Origin of the sequence: Paenibacillus sp. FSL L8-0158, assembly GCF_038592965.1 — a bacterium.
Taxonomy (GTDB): Bacteria; Bacillota; Bacilli; order Paenibacillales; family Paenibacillaceae; genus Paenibacillus; species Paenibacillus polymyxa_D.
On the sequence record NZ_CP151949.1, the window covers coordinates 1,547,155 to 1,565,694 of the forward strand.

Annotated in this window: 13 protein-coding genes; 12 read left to right on the forward strand and 1 reads right to left on the reverse strand. The window is 49.7% G+C overall.

The genetic code is table 11. The features are described 5' to 3' along the window. Positions 1-31: 31 nt before the first annotated feature. The 7 genes from NSQ68_RS07000 (at position 32) to NSQ68_RS07030 (ending at position 13,106) form a co-directional block, all read left to right on the forward strand. The gene (locus NSQ68_RS07000) at positions 32-1,684 is read left to right on the forward strand and encodes a (2,3-dihydroxybenzoyl)adenylate synthase (RefSeq protein ID WP_342429088.1); all 1,653 of its coding nucleotides are present in this window, start codon (positions 32-34) and stop codon (positions 1,682-1,684) included. A gap of 49 nt (positions 1,685-1,733) precedes the next feature. Beyond that, positions 1,734-2,783: an isochorismatase family protein gene (locus NSQ68_RS07005; RefSeq protein WP_342429089.1), complete on the forward strand. Its 1,050-nt coding sequence runs from the start codon at positions 1,734-1,736 to the stop codon at positions 2,781-2,783. A gap of 14 nt (positions 2,784-2,797) precedes the next feature. Beyond that, positions 2,798-10,270: an amino acid adenylation domain-containing protein gene (locus NSQ68_RS07010; RefSeq protein WP_342428401.1), complete on the forward strand. Its 7,473-nt coding sequence runs from the start codon at positions 2,798-2,800 to the stop codon at positions 10,268-10,270. Beyond that, on the forward strand, positions 10,267-10,485 hold the full coding sequence (locus NSQ68_RS07015; RefSeq protein WP_342428402.1) for an MbtH family NRPS accessory protein: 219 nt from the start codon (positions 10,267-10,269) through the stop codon (positions 10,483-10,485). Before NSQ68_RS07010 ends, NSQ68_RS07015 begins: the two co-directional genes overlap by 4 nt. A 304-nt stretch (positions 10,486-10,789) precedes the next feature. Continuing rightward, the gene (locus NSQ68_RS07020; RefSeq protein WP_342428403.1) at positions 10,790-11,851 is read left to right on the forward strand and encodes an SPFH domain-containing protein; all 1,062 of its coding nucleotides are present in this window, start codon (positions 10,790-10,792) and stop codon (positions 11,849-11,851) included. Beyond that, on the forward strand, positions 11,848-12,849 hold the full coding sequence (locus tag NSQ68_RS07025; RefSeq protein WP_342428404.1) for a sugar kinase: 1,002 nt from the start codon (positions 11,848-11,850) through the stop codon (positions 12,847-12,849). The genes NSQ68_RS07020 and NSQ68_RS07025 overlap by 4 nt, the downstream gene beginning before the upstream one ends. Positions 12,850-12,926: 77 nt before the next feature. After that, positions 12,927-13,106, forward strand: coding sequence for a hypothetical protein (locus NSQ68_RS07030; RefSeq protein ID WP_013309345.1), 180 nt, complete (start codon positions 12,927-12,929; stop codon positions 13,104-13,106). A 76-nt stretch (positions 13,107-13,182) separates the two neighbouring features. On the opposite strand, the gene NSQ68_RS07035 is transcribed toward NSQ68_RS07030, so the two are convergent. After that, entirely contained in the window at positions 13,183-14,196 is a 1,014-nt protein-coding gene (locus NSQ68_RS07035) for a LuxR C-terminal-related transcriptional regulator (protein WP_342428405.1), read from the reverse strand. Positions 14,197-14,368: 172 nt separating this feature from the next. Here NSQ68_RS07035 and NSQ68_RS07040 point away from each other — a divergent pair, with 172 nt between their 5' ends. The 5 genes from NSQ68_RS07040 to NSQ68_RS07060 all read left to right on the forward strand — a co-directional run bounded on the left by NSQ68_RS07040 (position 14,369) and on the right by NSQ68_RS07060 (position 18,524). Further along, complete coding sequence (locus tag NSQ68_RS07040; RefSeq protein ID WP_307348828.1) at positions 14,369-15,184, forward strand: class I SAM-dependent methyltransferase; 816 nt, start codon at positions 14,369-14,371, stop codon at positions 15,182-15,184. After that, complete coding sequence (locus NSQ68_RS07045) at positions 15,171-16,256, forward strand: saccharopine dehydrogenase NADP-binding domain-containing protein (protein ID WP_342428406.1); 1,086 nt, start codon at positions 15,171-15,173, stop codon at positions 16,254-16,256. Before NSQ68_RS07040 ends, NSQ68_RS07045 begins: the two co-directional genes overlap by 14 nt. A gap of 162 nt (positions 16,257-16,418) precedes the next feature. Then, entirely contained in the window at positions 16,419-16,976 is a 558-nt protein-coding gene (locus NSQ68_RS07050; RefSeq protein ID WP_307348833.1) for an SMI1/KNR4 family protein, read from the forward strand. A gap of 250 nt (positions 16,977-17,226) precedes the next feature. Beyond that, positions 17,227-17,940 carry an HAD family hydrolase gene (locus NSQ68_RS07055; protein ID WP_307348836.1) on the forward strand — a complete coding sequence of 238 codons (714 nt, stop codon included), beginning with the start codon at positions 17,227-17,229 and terminating at the stop codon, positions 17,938-17,940. Further along, the gene (locus NSQ68_RS07060) at positions 17,937-18,524 is read left to right on the forward strand and encodes a GNAT family N-acetyltransferase (RefSeq protein ID WP_307348838.1); all 588 of its coding nucleotides are present in this window, start codon (positions 17,937-17,939) and stop codon (positions 18,522-18,524) included. The genes NSQ68_RS07055 and NSQ68_RS07060 overlap by 4 nt, the downstream gene beginning before the upstream one ends. The last annotated feature ends 16 nt before the right edge of the window (positions 18,525-18,540 follow it).

The window sequence follows — 18,540 nt, forward strand, 5'->3', positions numbered from 1 at the left end:
AGAACGATACAGAAAGAGGAGGAATATCATGATGTTGCCCGGATGCCCTACATGGCCGCAGGAATTTGCCGAACGTTACCGGAAGGCAGGCTACTGGGAGGGAGTGACCTTTGGAGAAATGTTGCGGGAGCGTGCAGTATTGCAAGGTGACCGGACGGCAGTGACGGACGGTCAAACAAGTACAAGCTACCGTGAATTGGACGAAAAAGTAAATCAGCTGGCAGCTGGACTTTACCAGTTGGGAATTAGACCGGCGGATCGGGTCATCGTTCAGTTACCGAATATCGTGGAGTTTTTTGATGTATGCTTTGCGCTGTTCAGATTGGGGGCGTTACCCATATTCTCGCTTCCGGCTCATCGAAGTAGCGAGATTGCCTATTTCGGTGAATTTTCCGAGGCGGTCGCTTATATCATTCCAGATGTATATTCGGGCTTTGACTATCGTGGACTGGCCAGAGAGATACAAGCCAGAGTGGCAACCCTGCGTCATGTCATTGTCGTAGGCAAGCCGCAGGAATTTACAGCTCTATCCGGATTGTATATCGAACCCGATCAGTCGTTACCCCAGGTGCTTTCGGGGAATATTGCCTTTCTCCAGCTTTCCGGTGGGAGTACAGGCTTACCCAAGCTGATTCCAAGGACACACGATGATTATATTTACAGTCTGCGGGGCAGTGTTGAAATATGCGGTCTGGATGAAAATAGCGTGTATTTAGCCGCGCTTCCCATGGCTCACAATTACCCGCTCAGTTCCCCGGGTGTCTTCGGAACTTTGTATGCGGGAGGCAAAATTGTACTTGCACCTACTCCCAGTCCAGATGATGCCTTTCCATTGATTGAACAGGAGCAAGTAACTATTACTGCTTTGGTCCCGCCGCTTGCGCTGGCATGGCTTGATAGTGCTTCGTCGAGAAGCTGTGATTTGTCCAGTCTTCAGGTGCTTCAAGTAGGGGGAGCCAAATTCAGTGAGGAGGCTGCTCGTCGGATAAAGCCGGAACTCGGGTGTACCCTGCAACAGGTGTTTGGTATGGCGGAAGGGCTGGTCAATTATACCAGACTGGATGATCCGGAGGATATCATTGTAGCAACTCAGGGACGTCCCATTTCAATCGACGATGAAATTAAAATATTGGATGATGAGGACAAGGAAGTGGCACAGGGAGAGGTAGGCCATTTGCTTACACGCGGACCTTACACGATTCGGGGTTATTATAAGGCGGATCAGCATAATGCAAGAACATTTACGCGGGATGGATTTTATCGTACGGGCGATTTGGTGAGGTTGAGTCCCGATGGCAATGTGATTGTGGAAGGCCGAGCCAAGGATCAAATTAATCGGGGCGGGGAGAAAGTGGCGGCTGAGGAGATTGAAAATCATTTGCTGGCCCATCCCGGTGTGCATGACGCAGCGATTGTAGCCATGCCTGACGAATATTTGGGTGAACGTTCCTGTGCTTTTATTATCCCGTATGAGAAAGTACCGACCGTCATGGAGTTGAAGAAATTTCTGCGTGAACGTGGTTTGGCGGCTTACAAAATTCCTGACAGAATTGAGTTTATATCAGCGTTTCCACAGACCAGTGTAGGCAAGGTTAGTAAAAAAGCATTGCGGGAAATGATTACACAGCAGCTAGCATCTGCACCTGAACCGCATGGAGACATAACGATGAGCAAGAACACATAACGCAAGACAGATACTCGTAATGAATCGAAAAATGAAAGGAAGCGATATGATGGCTATTCCTCCAATCTCAGCATATCCGATGCCGAGTGCTTCGGATATGCCTCAAAATAAAGTGGCATGGCGGCCTGATTCCAGACGTGCAGTGCTGTTGATTCATGATATGCAGCAATATTTTGTTACCGCTTTTGAGGCTGGACAATCTCCGGTCAAGGAGTTGATCGCTAACATCCAGCTGTTGAAAAGCCACTGCCAGCAGCTTGGGATACCTGTAATCTATTCGGCGCAGCCGGGAGGTCAGGCTCCGGAGAAAAGGGGGCTACAGCAGGACTTTTGGGGCAAGGGGATGGATGATGGACCTGTTCAAAAGGAGATTGTGGACGAGCTTGCCCCTTCGGATCAGGATATTGTTTTGACGAAATGGAGGTATAGCGCATTTCAAAAAACCAATTTAGACGATATATTGCGGCAATATCATCGCGATCAGATCATGATTACCGGTATTTACGCACATATTGGCTGTCTAATGACCGCGACCGAGGCATTTATGAAGGATATTCAGCCTTTTTTTGTAGCTGACGCCTTGGGGGACTTTTCACTGGAATACCACAAAATGGCCCTGACTTACGCTGCTGAGCGTTGCGCGGTTACGATGCTGACTGCCCCCTTGATTGACGAGTTGGAGATTACGAAGGGGTCAGCAACGGAAGGTGCTCAGGTGCAAAGTGGAAATATGGCTACAGCTCAGACAGGCATAGCTGACCAGAAGCCTGGTGAAAGAGAAAGCGAGGCAAAGACTTCAGATTCAGCAATGGCTGAAAAGGAAGTGTCTGCGGCTCCGCAATTAACTGAACAATTGGTACGTGAGCAGGTCGCAGGACTGCTGCAGGAATCACCGGAAGGATTGGCTGCCGACGATAATCTGATGGATAGGGGATTGGATTCGATTCGTATGATGAGTCTTGTGGAAAAATGGCGCCGCTACGGGGTGAAGGTAACGTTCGTGGAGTTGGCTGAACGTCCGACACTTGCTGATTGGTGGAAGCTGTTGTCTTCGCGAACTAGGCATATATTGCCTAATTACGACTATTTTTCCCTTTAAAGGAGGGTTTGTGTATGCTCAAGCATCAGGATATTCGTCTTCCTTTGTCTGGAGCGCAGGCGGGTATTTGGTTTGCCCAACAGATGGATTTGCAAAATCCGGCCTATAATACCGGTGAATACGTTGAAATTCACGGGCCGGTCGATCCCATTTGCTTTAAGGAAGCACTTCGCCGCACGATGGCAGAGGCTGAATCACTGCATTTGCGGTTCGGAGAGGATGAGGATGGACCCTGGCAGATGATTATGCCTTCGGGGGAATGGACGCTGCACCAAATCGATGTAAGCGCAGCTCCTGATCCTCGTAAAGCTGCTGAAGTCTGGATGAGGGATGATTTGCTGAAGCCGATTGATCTTACCCAAGGGCCACTGTTTACACAGGCATTGTTTCGGGTAGGTCATCATCAATTTTTCTGGTATCAGCGTGTTCATCATATTGCATTGGATGGCTTTGGCTTTTCGCTCATAGCGCAGCGGGTGGCTCAACTGTACACATCTTTAGCGGAAGGCCGCTTGGACGAAGAGGGGTGCTTTCCGCGGTTTAGTCAACTATTGGAGGAAGATTCGGTCTATCGCGTCTCGGAAAAGTTTGGACAGGAGCGTGAATTTTGGATCAAACGCTTTGCCGATGGGTTCGAGGTGGTTAGTTTAGCAGACCATGCAACGAGAAACTCTAAACATGCAACTCCGAAAGAAGTGGCGGTTGGAGATTTCATACGCTATACAGCATACGTCACCTCTGCGGAGCGTGAACGTCTTCGGATGGCTGCGGAACGTCTCAACGTGAGCTGGCCGGATGTAATTTTGGCGGCAATGGCTATTTATATTCACCGGCTCACAGGTGCACAAGACGTTATACTTGGCTTGCCGGTGATGAACCGATTAGGCTCAGCCTCGCTCCGTGTACCGGGTATGGTGATGAATTTGCTGCCGCTGCGGTTGTCGATTCAGCCAGGAATGAAGGTAGCCACATTGCTCTGTCAATTAGTACAGGAGCTGGGTGAGATACGGCGTCATGCAAAATACAGGCATGAGGAGCTACGGCGTGATCTGCGCTTGCTTAGTGAAAACAGGAGATTGTTTGGTCCATTGGTCAATATTATGCCATTTGACTATGAGTTGGATTTTGGCGGTTCTCGCGGAACTACACATAACCTGTCGGCAGGCCCGGTTGATGATCTGTCCTTGAATGTCTATGACAGGTCGGACGGATCTGGATTGCGCATAGATTGGGATGCCAACCCTGCTATGTATAGCAAACGGGAAATAGAAGAGCATCAACAGCATTTCTTGCAGTTGCTTACAAAGGTCGCAGCTTCGGAACCAGAACAGCCGATTGGACAAATCGACCTCCTGCTGCCTGCGGAGCGTCAGCTTATACTGGAGGGCTGGAATCGTTCTTCCAGTCCGATGCCAATCGCTTCCTTACAGGAAATGCTCCAGCTACAGGCGGAACTTAGACCTGATGCTGTAGCTGTGGAATGTGACGACGACATGGTAATTAGCTATAAGGAGCTAAATAAGCGGGCGAACCGATTGGCCCATTGGCTGATTGCTCACGGGACAGGACCGGAGCAGATCGTTGCCCTGATGCTCCCTCGCTCCGTCAACATGGTTATAGGGATGCTGGCTGTGCTTAAAACGGGCGCGGCCTATGTTCCACTGGACCCTGATTATCCGCAGGATCGTGTTGCTTATGTGCTGGAGCATGCGTCTCCGGTCTGCATTTTAACCAATGCCCAGGTAGCGGACTGCATTCCGGCAGACATTTCTGTGCCACGTATGCTTTTGGATGGAGGAAGCGGCCAAGGGGATTCGGCGGCTGTTTTGAACGAATATAATCATGAACTATCAGCCTACCCGGATACGAACCCTACGGACCGTGAACGTGTTCAGCCTCTATCCACGGACCATCCTGCGTATATTATTTATACCTCTGGCTCGACAGGCAAGCCGAAGGGAGTCGTTATTAATTTCAAGAGCCTGACAAATTTTTTGCTTGCCATGCAGGATCAATTCACGTTGTGTGAGCAGGATCGACTGCTGGCAGTTACGACGATATCCTTTGATATCTCCGGACTGGAAATCTATTTGCCCTTGTTGAATGGTGCGCAACTGATTATTGCCCGGAAGGAAACCGTTCAGGAGCCGTCTGCTTTGGCCGAGTTGATTAACCGTTCACAGCCTACCCTGATGCAGGCGACGCCTACGCTGTGGCATGTGCTGGCAACGGAACATGCAGAGGCTATTCGGGGCTTGCGGGTGCTGGTTGGAGGCGAGGCTCTTCCAGAGGAATTGCTGCATGCACTCCAGCGTCTGGATTGCCGCATTACGAATCTGTACGGTCCCACCGAAACGACGATTTGGTCTACTGCAGCTTCCATCGAAAAAGGGGACACGGGAACACCGGCTATCGGCAGACCTATCCGCAATACGCAAGTGTACGTGCTTGACGGTAGTCTTCAGGCAGTTCCGGCTGGGGTCACAGGGGACCTGTACATAGCCGGGGATGGGCTGGCTCGGGGATATTACGGCCGTCCGGATTTGACAGCGGAGCGCTTTGTAGCCAATCCGTTTGGGCCTCCGGGGAGCCGCATGTATCGAACTGGAGATTTGGCTCGCTGGAGATTGGACGGATCTCTTGAATACGGGGGGCGTGCGGACCACCAGATTAAAATTCGCGGCTTCCGCGTAGAACTGGGTGAAATTGAAGCCGTTTTGGCGCGGCATCCCGATGTAGCCCAGGTTTCTGTGATTGTCCGTGAGGACCGCGAGGGCGATCAGCGGTTGGTTGCCTATATCGTACCGATCGCTGCCACAGCAACGCCGGTGCTTACCGGAGCCGAGACAGAGACTATTCAGCAGGAGCCGGGTAGGTCATCGGGACAAAGTGAGCAATCCGAACAAAAAGCGCCTGCCGAACCTTTTGGATATCAAAGTATAAGAGGGGACTTGGGCTCATCACCTCATCGTTTGCATTCACTGGCGTTACGTGAATATGCCGCTGCGAGTCTGCCCGATTATATGGTACCCTCATCGTTTATGCTGCTGGAGGCCTTGCCGCTCATGCCCAATGGCAAGTTGGACCGTAAGGCATTGCCTGCTCCTGTTATGGATAAGGTTCTCCACGTCCGTACTCCCAGAACACCACAGGAAGCCATGCTGTGTGACCTGTTCGCAGAAGTGCTGGCACTACCGATAGTCGGTATTGATGACAGTTTCTTTGATCTGGGCGGTCACTCGCTACTTGGCGCACGCTTGATGACCAGAATCCGAGAGGTATTCGGGGTAGAAGTGAATATAGGCCGCCTGTTTGAAACTCCTACGGTTGCCAGTTTTGCGGAACGACTGGACCAAGGGCAGAGCTTAAGGCCCTCATTGCTCCCGGCCGTACGTCCACAACGAATTCCTCTCTCCTTCGCCCAGAGCCGATTATGGTTCCTGCATCGGATGGAGGGACCAAGCCCTACATATAATATCCCACTCGTTATCCGTATGTCGGGGGATGTAAATGTGGAGGCACTTCAAGCTGCCTTAGGAGACATCGTGGCCCGCCATGAGACGCTGCGTACGATTTTTCCAGATGTGCAAGGTGTAGCGCAGCAGGTCATTCTGGAAACGCAGCAAGCTTGGCCTGTACTCCGTGTGACGAAAATTTGTGAGGCAGAGCTGCCACACTTACTTGCTGAAGGGTCCCGTTACTGCTTTGATCTTGCAGTGGAGCCGGCTTTGCGAACGGAGCTGTTCACGCTGTCTGCTGATCAGCATGTGCTGCTCGTGACGTTGCACCATATTGTCGGAGATGGCTGGTCGCTGAATGCACTCACACGTGATTTGGCTACAGCCTATGCTGCGCACATCGACCGTTATGCACATGCGGAACAATCCGCACATCCTGAAAGCATGGCACCGGTGTTGCCGATGCTGCCTGTACAATATGCGGATTATGCGTTATGGCAGCAGGAGCTACTTGGCAGGGAGAACGAGACTGGCAGCCTGATGAACAAGCAGCTTGCTTATTGGCACGACGCATTGAAAGGTCTGCCGGATCAAATAGATCTGCCTACAGACTATCCACGCCCTTCCGAGGCCAGCTACCGGGGAGATACCGTAGTATTGCGTATCGCTCCCGAATTGCATGAGCAGTTGCTGCGTTTGGCTCGTGAAAGTCGGGCCAGCCTGTTTATGGTGGTGCAGGCCGGGTTGGCCGCATTGCTAACCCGATTGGGTGCAGGGACGGATATCCCGGTGGGCAGTCCGATAGCGGGACGTAACGCAGAGGGACTGGATCATCTCGTGGGCTTGTTTATCAACACGCTGGTGCTTCGTATCGACACATTGGGCGACCCTACTTTCCGTGAGCTGTTGGAACGGGTCCGTCGTACTTGTCTGGATGCGTATGAACATCAGGATGTACCCTTCGAGCGGCTTGTAGAGATGCTGAACCCTACACGTTCCAGATCGAGACATCCATTGTTTCAGGTTATGCTTGCTTTACAAAACACCCCTGATCCCGAATTGCTGTTGCCCGGTGTGGAGACTCATCTGCAATTGGCTAGCGTGGGTGCAGCGAAATTTGATCTGACGGTGGAGCTGCGCGAGTGTCGGACCACAGACGGGCGACCTGATGGAATCGAGGGATGGATCGAATACAATACCGATTTATTTAAAAGAGAAACGATAGAAGCTATGAAGGTACGGCTGGAACGGCTATTAGCGGCCGCGGTGGCTAATACAGAACAACCGATAGGGGCCCTGGATATTTTGGGGCCAGAGGAACGACACGAAATTCTCGTGAAGTGGAACCGTGACACGAACGCGAGCACTTGTCCTAACCAAGCGTCTACCTCGAGCTTGCCTGTTTTATTCGAACAACAGGCTGCCCGTACCCCGGGAGCTGTTGCAGTTACATACGAAGGCAACCAGCTAAGTTATGAGGAATTGAACGCGCGTGCCAATCGACTGGCGCATCTGCTGATAGCGCGTGGTGCAGGTCCAGATCGCATTGTGGCGCTGGCGCTTCCTCGGTCACTGGATATGGTTATTGCATTACTGGCTGTGCTTAAATCGGGAGCCGCCTACTTGCCGCTAGATCCTGATTATCCGGCAGACCGTCTTGCATATATGCTGGAGGATGCTTCACCTGCTCTGATGATTACCAGCATTCACGTGGCAATATCCTCAATTCCGGTAACAAGCACGGTATTCCCGGTTGTACTGGAGGATCCTCAGATAAATAAGGAGCTGAAGTCATATCCCGACCGGAACCCGGTGGATGCAGACCGTCTGATACCTTTGTTGCCGCTTCATCCTGCCTATATTATTTATACGTCCGGTTCTACCGGAAAACCAAAGGGTGTAGTTATTCCTCATCAAAATGTCGCGCGTTTGTTTGATTCGACGCAGCCCTGGTTTCATTTTGGTCCATCGGATGTATGGACTCTGTTCCACTCCTATGCGTTTGATTTTTCAGTATGGGAAATTTGGGGACCGTTGCTGCATGGAGGCCGTCTTGTCATTGTGCCATATACTGTCAGTCGTTCTCCGGAGCAATTCCTGCAATTGCTGGTGGACGAGAGCGTAACGGTGCTCAATCAGACACCTTCGGCATTTTATCAACTGATGCAGGCTGATCTTGAACAGCCTGTCCTTTCACAAAAGCTGGCGTTGCGTTATGTCGTATTTGGTGGTGAGGCTCTGGAACTGGGCCGGCTGACTGCATGGTATGAGCGTCATGCAGACGATGCACCTACCTTGGTGAATATGTATGGGATTACGGAGACAACTGTACATGTCAGCTATATTGCGTTGGATCGTGATATGGTGGCTGAAAAAGCAAACAGTCTGATTGGGCGTCCCATCCCTGACCTGCAAGTGTATGTGCTGGATCATCGACTTCAGCCTGTCCCGCCGGGTGTAACGGGTGATTTATATGTCGCCGGTGCTGGATTGGCACAAGGCTATTTGGGAAGACCCGCTTTGACGGGAGAGCGTTTTGTAGCCGATCCGTACGGTTTACCGGGGAGCCGGATGTATCGGACAGGTGATTTGGCCCGCTGGCGGTCTGACGGCTCGCTGGAGTATGCCGGACGTGCTGACCAGCAGGTCAAAATACGTGGTTTTCGCATTGAGCCGGGAGAAATTGAAGCGGTGCTGGTTCGGCATGATGATGTGGCTCAGGCAGCGGTCATTGTCCGCGAAGATCAGCCGGGGGACAAACGACTCGTCGCCTATATTGTCCCTGTACCTGGCGGTGAACCGCAAGCGTCCAGACTCCGACTGCATGCAGGAGTCAGCTTGCCTGATTATATGATACCGTCAGCTTTTGTCACGGTATCCGATCTCCCGCTTACACCTAATGGCAAGCTGGACCGTAAAGCATTACCTGCTCCCATGCAGATGGCTGCGGGTGGAGGAAGGGGACCGCGAACGCCACAGGAGGAAATCCTGTGTGATTTGTTTGCCGAGACGCTTGGCATGGAGCGAATCAGTATAGATGATGGCTTTTTTGATCTGGGCGGTCATTCATTGCTGGCTGTGAAGCTGATTAGTAGAATCCGCGAGGCATTGGGTATCGAGTTGGGCATTGGCAACCTTTTTGGAACGCCAACAGTGGCTGGCCTAGCCGAGCAGTTGAACGTAGGTGCCAGTCAAGGGGCTTTGGACGTTTTGCTGCCTTTGCGGGCAAGCGGATTGCAAGCTCCGTTGTTCTGTGTACACCCGGCAGGCGGATTAAGCTGGTGTTATGCGGGCTTGATCCAGTCCATGGGCAAGGATTATCCCATTTATGGCTTACAGGCTCGCGGGATCGCCCGACAGGAGGAATTGCCACATACGCTGGATGATATGGCAGCCGATTATATTCGTCATATTCGCACTATTCAGCCCAAAGGACCGTATCATCTGTTGGGGTGGTCTTTGGGAGGGAATGTAGCTCATGCAATAGCGACACAGCTTCAATACGAAGGAGAGACGATTGCGATTCTGACCATGCTGGATTCCTACCCAAGCAACCATTTGCCGCTGCGGGGAGGACCAGATGAGGAGGAAGCGTTAATCGCTCTGTTGGCTCTGGGGGGTTATGACCCGGATAGTCTCAATGATGAGCCTTTGCAGCTTTCCACCGCCCTGCATATCTTACGAAGCGATGGTAGCGCCTTGGCCAGCCTCAGCGAGGAGACGATTTTAAACCTCAAGGATACTTATGTAAATTCTGTGCGTATCTTGGGGGAGTACGTTCCGAGACGGTTCAAAGGCGATATATTATTTTTCCGATCTACAATTATCCCAGATTGGTTTGAGCCGATTGCTCCAGAAACCTGGCTTCCCTATATTGATGGACAGCTAGAGCAGCATGAACTGGATTGCCGTCATAAGGATCTGTGCCAGCCGGGACCCTTGGCTCATATTGGAAAACTGATGGCAGCAAAACTATACAGGCTTTCTAAATCAATACATCACAATCGCAAGGAGGAAAACAAACCATGATTAATCCTTTTGAGCAGAATGAAGGTGGTTATTTAGTGCTGATGAATGGAGAAGGACAGTATTCACTCTGGCCTGATTTCCAGCATGTACCAACTGGATGGGAGGTCGTTCACCAGACAGACAGCCGTGAGGCATGTATGGATTATATCAGCACACATTGGACAGATATGAGGCCGGATTCCTTGCGTCCTAAGGCCGATGCAGTGCGTCGCTAATCCGGGGAGCCATCATATCTTTATACAACTATACAACTGTTGTTCATATATGACCCATGAAATGATGTCAAATGTAGCACCTTTTGATGATATCATACAATTTTTTGTTGATCTTTAAAGTTTCATAGGACGGCAGAGAACGAATCAGGCTGTTTCCTCTAACCGAGCGTATCGGAGGGGAAACAGCCTTTATTTTTTTATAAATGTCATATTGATATTATCGGAAACATATGTTATTTTATTGTTAATAACAAAATGATAATAACAAAATATTATAAACTATAATGAAAGCGGGGAAGCGGCTATGTTTGGATTTAATTTTGTTAAATTTCAGCCCAGTGAATATGTGATGAAGGTGAAAAACGGGAAGGTGGTTCGGGAGGGTGTTGGATTATCCTTTTATTACTACGCCCCGACCACCTCGGTTGTTGTCGTGCCCGTCTCTTCCATTGATGCGCCGTTCATGTTTGAGGACATGACGAATGATTTTCAGGCGGTGACGGTACAGGGACAACTGACTTATCGAATTGTGGATTATCGGAGAACGACGCAGATTTTAAACTATACGTATGACTTGAAGGAACGACGCTACATTTCGGATGATCCAAGCAAGCTGGCCCAACGGGTGATTAACATCGCTAAGGTGCTTACAAAAAAATATTTGGAGCGTGTCCCGCTCAAAGAAGCCGTTCAGTCCAGTGAACGTCTGGCGCAAAACATGACGAAGGATATTGCTCAGCATACGGAAATGGAAAAGCTCGGCATTGAGGTTATGGGGCTGTCGATTTTGGCGATTCTACCGAATAAGGAGACGATGAGAGCGCTGGAAGCTCAAGCGAGGGAAGAGATTCTTCGCAACGCGGATCATGCTTTGTATGAGCGTCGTAATGCATCTATTGAGCAAGAGCGGCGTGTGAAGGAAAACGAGCTGAATACGGAGATTGCAGTGGAGACGAAAAAGAAACAAATCCGCGAAACTCAACTCGATGCCGAGCGTTCTGTAAAGCAAAAGCAAAGCGAGATGAAAGAGGAACAGCTACGATTTGACACGGCCTTGGAGGAGAAAAAACGCGAGCTGATTGAGCTGACCGTAATGAATAAAAAGGCAGAAGCTGATGCCAAGGCCTATGAGCTGACAGCAGTCATGAAATCGTTGCAGGATGTTGAACCGAACGTACTTCAAGCTATGGCTAACATGGATATGAGCCCGGATAAACTAATTGCGATTGCATTCCAGGAGCTTGCAGAAAATGCAGGGAAAATCGGTCAGCTGAATATTACGCCGGATCTGCTGCAAGGTCTCTTGTCAGATACGGGAGCTAGCGGATCAGCAGGATCGAGAGGGTCTGGAGGAAGAACACGATGAGCGGCCGAATGACAGAGCAGAAGATCATTTTGGTGAAGCGTAAAACGCGACTGGAGGAACTGATTGTCCGATACAATACGGTGCAGCAGGCGCGCTTCTTTATGGAACGGCTGGGTGCGGATTTCAGTGATTATGTGCTGGAGGACGAAAATTACCGCAGGGCGGTGGCAACGGCAACGTCAGAGTTAACGGCCTTGGGGCGTGTTCAGATTGTGGAGCGGGAGCATGTGCCGAACTTTATTTTTGGTGAGCAGGATACAGTGGTGGTGCTGGGTCAGGATGGGCTGGTAGCCAACACATTAAAATATTTGACCGAGCAGCCGCTTATCGGTGTGAATCCAGATCCACTGCGCTGGGACGGGGTATTGCTGCCGTTTACCGTATCCGACCTGCGCTGGGTAGTGCCGGATGTGTTCGTGCACAGACGGCCAATTAAGGAAGTTACACTGGCTAAGGCCCAACTAAATGATGGCCAATCCTTGTATGCCGTAAATGATTTGTTCATTGGGCGCAAAACTCATGTCTCCGCGAGATATGAGCTAAGGCTGGAGGACCAGGTAGAGCAGCAATCCTCCAGCGGGATTATCGTTTCAACCGGATTGGGAGCGACAGGCTGGCTGACTAGTGTGTTGGCTGGAGCGGCCGGAATTGTCGGCAGTGCTACACGGCATCCAATCTCGCTGACTCCAGGCCAACTGATGCCCGGTGCAGCCTTCAGTCAGGAAGGGACAGCAGACGGAATGAGTCATGATCATCGTGCAACCTGGAGTTCGCCATCGCTTTATTTTACGGTGAGAGAACCATTCCCCAGTCGAACGACTGCTGCGGATCTCGTGTTTGGTCAGGTAGCAGCCGAAAAACCGTTACGGATTGCATCGCAGATGCCGGAAAACGGAGTTATTTTCAGTGATGGAGTAGAAAGTGACTTTCTGGAGTTTAATGCTGGCATTGAGGCGACCATTGGACCGGCGGAGAAAAAAGGTCATCTGGTCGTGTAGAGGTTTGTACAGGACAGCAATGGGTAATTATGAGTAAGGTACAACCATCAGATGAAATTAAAAAAGGAGGAATCAACATGAGCGACCACACTCAAGACGAAGCGAAAATCCGCAACAAGAAGGACGAGGACGGAGATTCCTTGATGGAGAAAACGAAGCTGGAAAATGGCGTGGATATCGAGCCTGAGGCTGATGAATGGATTGCGAAGCCCTCACCAGTGTCATACGATGATACGAACTCCTCTTCGAAGAAATAAGGCTCTGGCATTCCAATAGAGCAGTGATGCAAAGACAGATGATCCCTAATCGGGTCATCTGTCTTTTTTACATAGGTTAATTGAATCTGGAATATACCTTCCATACTAGCTCACGACGGCTGCTTACATCTGTTTTCAAGAAAATCGCTTTCAGGTGATCCTGCACCGTGTAGGCAGTAATATGAAGTGCGCTGGCCAGCTCCTTGGTCGAAAAGCCCTGAACAATGAGTTGGACAATTTGTCTCTCTCGTTCGGACCATGAGTACACGTCGGCCATAAGCGGTAGCATGTCAGTTGCTTTAGCAGCCTCAAACCATACGGCTAGCTGCTTCTGGCCCGTATGCTTCTGTCCGCCTTGCAGAAGGGTGGCTCTGATGGTTACCCATGGGGTTCCTGCGTCTGCGGAAGGGATACATAGTCGTGCTGGTGCAGTGGCAGTGGATAGCGCTCGCAAGCATACCGCCCGGACAGGAGCCGGAAGGCCGTCTTCATGGATTCCCTCCTGCTGCCGAAGCAGCTTTAGCCACTGCATTGCTACTGTATTGGACGAGATCGGTTCTAGCTTATCGGAAAGCATTAGAACTCCTGGCTCAAGTTCATTTTCCGTGGTCATGACAGGGGCTGAAGATAAACCGACACTGGCCTGACGCAGATGGTAGGCTATGGACGGCGCTAACGTTTCAAGCAGTTGTTGCTCTTCCACGCTGAATACAGGCTTTCCGTGATGACGGAACAACGTAAGAAATCCCCAACAGCTCCCTTTGTACATAAACGGAACACGTAGCTCGTCCCCGAATCCGGCGGGTTGCAAAACATCTCTATATCGTGTGCTCCGATCCGGTTGGCCTTGTGTAGACCCATGTAGCGTCGCTACAGACTGTCCTTCTCGCACCAACTGATCATATTTCATCATATCGTCGTGCAGGTATTCGTATTCTAGCAGTTTGTTATGAATGTCCTCCACACCCGACTCTGTAAATGCCCCTGTGGAAAGCAGCGTACGCGGATCTACCGAGGTACAGCACGCCGCATCGAAAGTAACCTGAGTACGCAAGCGGTCGATTAGGGTGTGCTTGTAGTGTGCGTTCATCATTTACTCCTATCGAGAAAGCTGGATATTCTCAAGCGCGATTATTAAATCCCACATTTATGGGATGGTGGATATTCGTATTGTCTTTATAATTGAGAATGATTCTTAATTAAATCTACAATAAACGAATGGCCTGGGAAGATCAAGGCTAAATGATTGGAGGAAAGCACATATGAAACATACCCCTATTGGAAATACGGACTCAAATCAACCTATGAGCTGGAATCATCCGAATGTGCACAAGTACGCGGATACGATTGCTTTAAAAATACCTGGATATGCTCATTTGTACGAGATGACAGACGGTTTGATAGCCGCACAATTTGAGGCACAAGCTCATATTCGAAATATAGATCCAAATGTGCTAATTGTCGGAGCTGGAGGCGGTCAGGAATTGATTACGCTTGGAGGGCGCCATGAAGCATGGTCCTTTACGGCAGTAGATCCCTCTGAGCACATGCTGGATTTGGCACGTAAGCGTGTGACACATGCGGGCATCAGTTCAAAAATATCGTTTGTTGCAGGTACGTTGGAAGATTTGTCTGGAGAACAGCTTGAAGAACAGCGCGAAAAGCACAGCAAAGAGTCATGCAGAGAACCAGTCTATGACGCTGCAACCTGCCTGCTGGTGCTTCATTTTCTTCAGAACTTGGAAAGTAAACAGGCATTGCTACGTCAGATATCCGCTCGACTCAAGCCAGGTGCGCCTTTTTGTCTAGCTTCTATTAATGGGAATCCGCAGGATCCTTCTTTTACCATCCAAATGCAGGCGTGGAAAGGTCATATGCTAAGTCAAGGCATTTCGCTGGAGGATTGGGAACGATTCTCTGCTTCCATCGGTCGTGAGTCAAACCCGGTATCCAATGCGGCAATACAGGAACTGTTGATAGATGCGGGTTTTACCCACATCACCCGGTATTATGGCGCTTTTTTAGTAAACGCATGGTTTGCGGTTAAAGAGGGAGAGACGGCTTATGACAAAGGATAACATCATCATTATTGGCGGGTATGGCCATGTTGGAAAAATGGTATGCACGGAGTTAAGTGAAATGTTTCCCGGCAAGGTATTTGCCGCAGGTCGTAGCCTGGAGCGGGCTACTGAATTTAGCCAACAATCGCATGGTAAGATACGGCCTTTGCAGCTTAATATTTATGAGCCGATGGACCCTTCGATATTAGAGCAAGTCAAATTGGTGATCATGTGTCTGGATCAGGACAATACGGCCTTGGTACGTACTTGTCTTCGACATGGGGTGCATTACATGGATATTACCGCGAATGCGGACTTTTTGAGTCAGGTGGAGCAGTGTCACCAGGAGGCCCGAGATTATCAGGCCACAGCCCTGTTAAGTGTAGGATTAGCTCCGGGACTGACCAATCTGTTGGCACTGCAAGCGACACAGCTCATGGATCAGACGGATGAGTTGAATATATCTTTGATGCTAGGCTTGGGGGATCGACACGGTCAGGCTGCCATTGAGTGGACAGTAGATCAGATTCATGCCGATTTAGAGGTTATAGAACAGGGACGTCCTGTGACTCGAAAAAGCTTTACCGATGGCAAAGTAGCAGATTTTGGTGCAGGAGTGGGTCGTCATCGGGCGTATCGATTCCCTTTTTCGGATCAGCAGACACTTCCTCGTACGCTCAAAGTTCCTACGGTTAGCACACGCCTTTGCTTCGATTCGCGCCTGACCACCCGGCTTCTGGCAGGACTTCGAACGATAGGAGTATCAGGTCTACTCCGACAGCAAACCGTGCGTGATGCGGTGGTTCGCAGCTTTGGCAAGGTACATATAGGAGGGAATGCTGTAGCGGTCAAGGTAGATGCTCGAGGAACTCTCAATGGCAAGGAAACGAAGGTTGAATGCCGGCTAAGGGGTCACCATCAGTCTGAATTAACCGCTAAGGCAGCCGTCTTTGCAGCGCTCGCCCTGTACCGTTCAGAACTTCCATTTGGTGTATTTCACATGGAGCAGGTTTTTTCGTGGAATCGCATGCGGGTTTGGTTGGGGCAGCAAGTATCCGTAGATATTCAGGTGAACGGACAGCAAGCATAGAAGTCATACATTCTAATGAAGGACTCTCATATAATCCAAGCTTATTCAGCAATGTATTGCGGATAGGTCTTGGATTTCTTTTCCTATTGAACTACACTAGAAAGAAGTACATATGATGATCATGGATACCGAGCGCGCTAGCTGCTGAGGAGTCGATAAGAGATGGATATCGCTTATATCATAGATTTATTACGTAAACACGATGTGACCCTAGCTCCAGGCTTATCCATGCAGGAGATTACCGACGTCGAAGGCAGGTATGATATTCACTTCCCGCCCGATTTGAGGGAGCTTCTGATGAGTGTTCTTCCCATCGGTAAAAGCTTTATCCCTTGGAGAGATACGTCACCACAACGGATGAGTGTAATCCGGCAGAGGTTGGATTGGCCGCTGGAAGGTATGATTTTTGATGTGGAGCAGCATATATTCTGGCCTCCCGAATGGAGCGAAAAACCGACAGATTCGGCGGAAGCTGTTGATATATGTAAACGTGAGTTTTTACGTGTGCCCAAGCTAATCCCAATCAACGGACATCGGTATATCCCAGAGCAGCCATCTGAAGAAGGAAATCCGGTATTTTCCGTATATCAAACGGATATTATCGTGTATGGAGAATGTTTGCAGGAGTATTTCAAGCTGGAATTTGGGGAAAAGCCTTATGAACAAATTGATTTTAATGTCGTAAAAAAAGTGCGTTTTTGGAGCAACTTGTGTGAGTGAGTGTCAGGAAGATGAATAAGTCGAAACGAAGGAAGGGGAGCATGATGTGAAGGTGGAGCAGGATTTGGAAGAAATCAAAGAAAGGTTGACCCAGATCGAGACCAAACTAGAACAAAAGTCGACCTCCAAGAGAATCTTGAAGTACATGATCATTATTTTCTTGTCTATTTTTTTTCTTTTATTTCTAATAGGAATTGTTCAGTTTGTTTCAGCCTAATCAGTGCAAAAGGATGAAGGAAGGGAGCTATTTATGTCCATAGAAGCAATCATTTTTGATCTGGATAATACTCTTATTCATCGTAAACAAGCGTTTGCGGCATATACAGATCGCTTTATAGAACGATTTATTGTGGCAGAAGAACCGGCGATCCGCGCGGCTGTCGTTGAACAGATACGATTGGCGGATCAGGACGGATACCGGGATAAGAAGGAACTGTATAGCGAGCTGCATGCAGACTTGGAACTGAAAAATCCCCATACGTCAGTACAAGAGATGCTGGGCTTTTGGTATAGTGAATTTCATAAGTTTACGGTGTTGATGGACGGGGCCAAGGAAGTATTGTCCGAACTGCGGTCGCGTGGCTTGAAGCTTGGTATTATTACCAACGGCTCACTCCGCACGCAGCAAGCGAAAATCGACCGAGTTATGCTGAGGGATTATGTGGATTCCATTATCGTATCGGGCGGCGTCAACATCCAGAAGCCTAATCCTCGAATTTTCGAGTTGGCTCTAAATGAACTGGACATTGTCGATCCCGGCCATGCCTGTTATGTAGGCGATCACCCGACAAATGATATTCGTGGTGCACAAAGTGCAGGATTGCATACCATCTGGCTGGAAGGCTTTATGACGTGGCAGGAAACGGGCATTGTACCGGACTATCAGATTGGGAGTTTGCGTGAGATCACAGGTTGGCTGGATCGTCGCAGTTATTCAACGAATAAGGAGGAGGGTGCATCATGAGTATGGAGCAGCAACCGAATCCCATTCTCTTATCGTTCCCTGACCAATTCCAGACGGAGCGATTGACCATACGCGCTCCGCAGTGGGGGGATGGAGCGGCAGTCAATGAGGCGATGCGAGAAAGTGCGAATGAACTGCGGCCTTGGCTTCCGTTTGCAAGAAATCTTCCTACGGCAGAGGAATCTGAAATCCGTTCGCGCCAAGCCAGACTTAAATTTCTCGATCGGTCTGACATGATGTTGTATATATTTGATACGGCTTCGGGAGAATTTGTAGCTAGCAGCGGTCTGCATCGTATTGATTGGGAAGCACGAAGATTTGAAATTGGGTATTGGCTCAGAACATCATGGACTGGAAAAGGCATTATAACAGAGGCCGTGCACGGTATTACGGATTTTGCCATACAGCATTTGCATGCCAATCGGTTGGAGATTCGTTGTGATTCCAGAAATACGCGCAGCGCCAAGGTAGCGGAACGTGCAGGTTTTACACTGGAGGGGATTTTAAGAAACGTCGAGTATGATGAAAAGGGAAGCATGGCACACCAAATGGTTTTTGCCAAGGTGCGTGGTATTGAATTTTAGTATCCTCACATGAACA

Coding starts and splice junctions, on each gene's coding strand:
- NSQ68_RS07055 (WP_307348836.1), top strand. CDS start 17,227: ATGTCCATAGAAGCAATCATTTTTGATCTGGATAATACTCTTATTCAT.
- NSQ68_RS07020 (WP_342428403.1), top strand. CDS start 10,790: ATGTTTGGATTTAATTTTGTTAAATTTCAGCCCAGTGAATATGTGATG.
- NSQ68_RS07050 (WP_307348833.1), top strand. CDS start 16,419: ATGGATATCGCTTATATCATAGATTTATTACGTAAACACGATGTGACC.
- NSQ68_RS07010 (WP_342428401.1), top strand. CDS start 2,798: ATGCTCAAGCATCAGGATATTCGTCTTCCTTTGTCTGGAGCGCAGGCG.
- NSQ68_RS07005 (WP_342429089.1), top strand. CDS start 1,734: ATGGCTATTCCTCCAATCTCAGCATATCCGATGCCGAGTGCTTCGGAT.
- NSQ68_RS07040 (WP_307348828.1), top strand. CDS start 14,369: ATGAAACATACCCCTATTGGAAATACGGACTCAAATCAACCTATGAGC.
- NSQ68_RS07025 (WP_342428404.1), top strand. CDS start 11,848: ATGAGCGGCCGAATGACAGAGCAGAAGATCATTTTGGTGAAGCGTAAA.
- NSQ68_RS07035 (WP_342428405.1), bottom strand. CDS start 14,196: ATGAACGCACACTACAAGCACACCCTAATCGACCGCTTGCGTACTCAG.
- NSQ68_RS07060 (WP_307348838.1), top strand. CDS start 17,937: ATGAGTATGGAGCAGCAACCGAATCCCATTCTCTTATCGTTCCCTGAC.
- NSQ68_RS07015 (WP_342428402.1), top strand. CDS start 10,267: ATGATTAATCCTTTTGAGCAGAATGAAGGTGGTTATTTAGTGCTGATG.
- NSQ68_RS07045 (WP_342428406.1), top strand. CDS start 15,171: ATGACAAAGGATAACATCATCATTATTGGCGGGTATGGCCATGTTGGA.
- NSQ68_RS07000 (WP_342429088.1), top strand. CDS start 32: ATGTTGCCCGGATGCCCTACATGGCCGCAGGAATTTGCCGAACGTTAC.
- NSQ68_RS07030 (WP_013309345.1), top strand. CDS start 12,927: ATGAGCGACCACACTCAAGACGAAGCGAAAATCCGCAACAAGAAGGAC.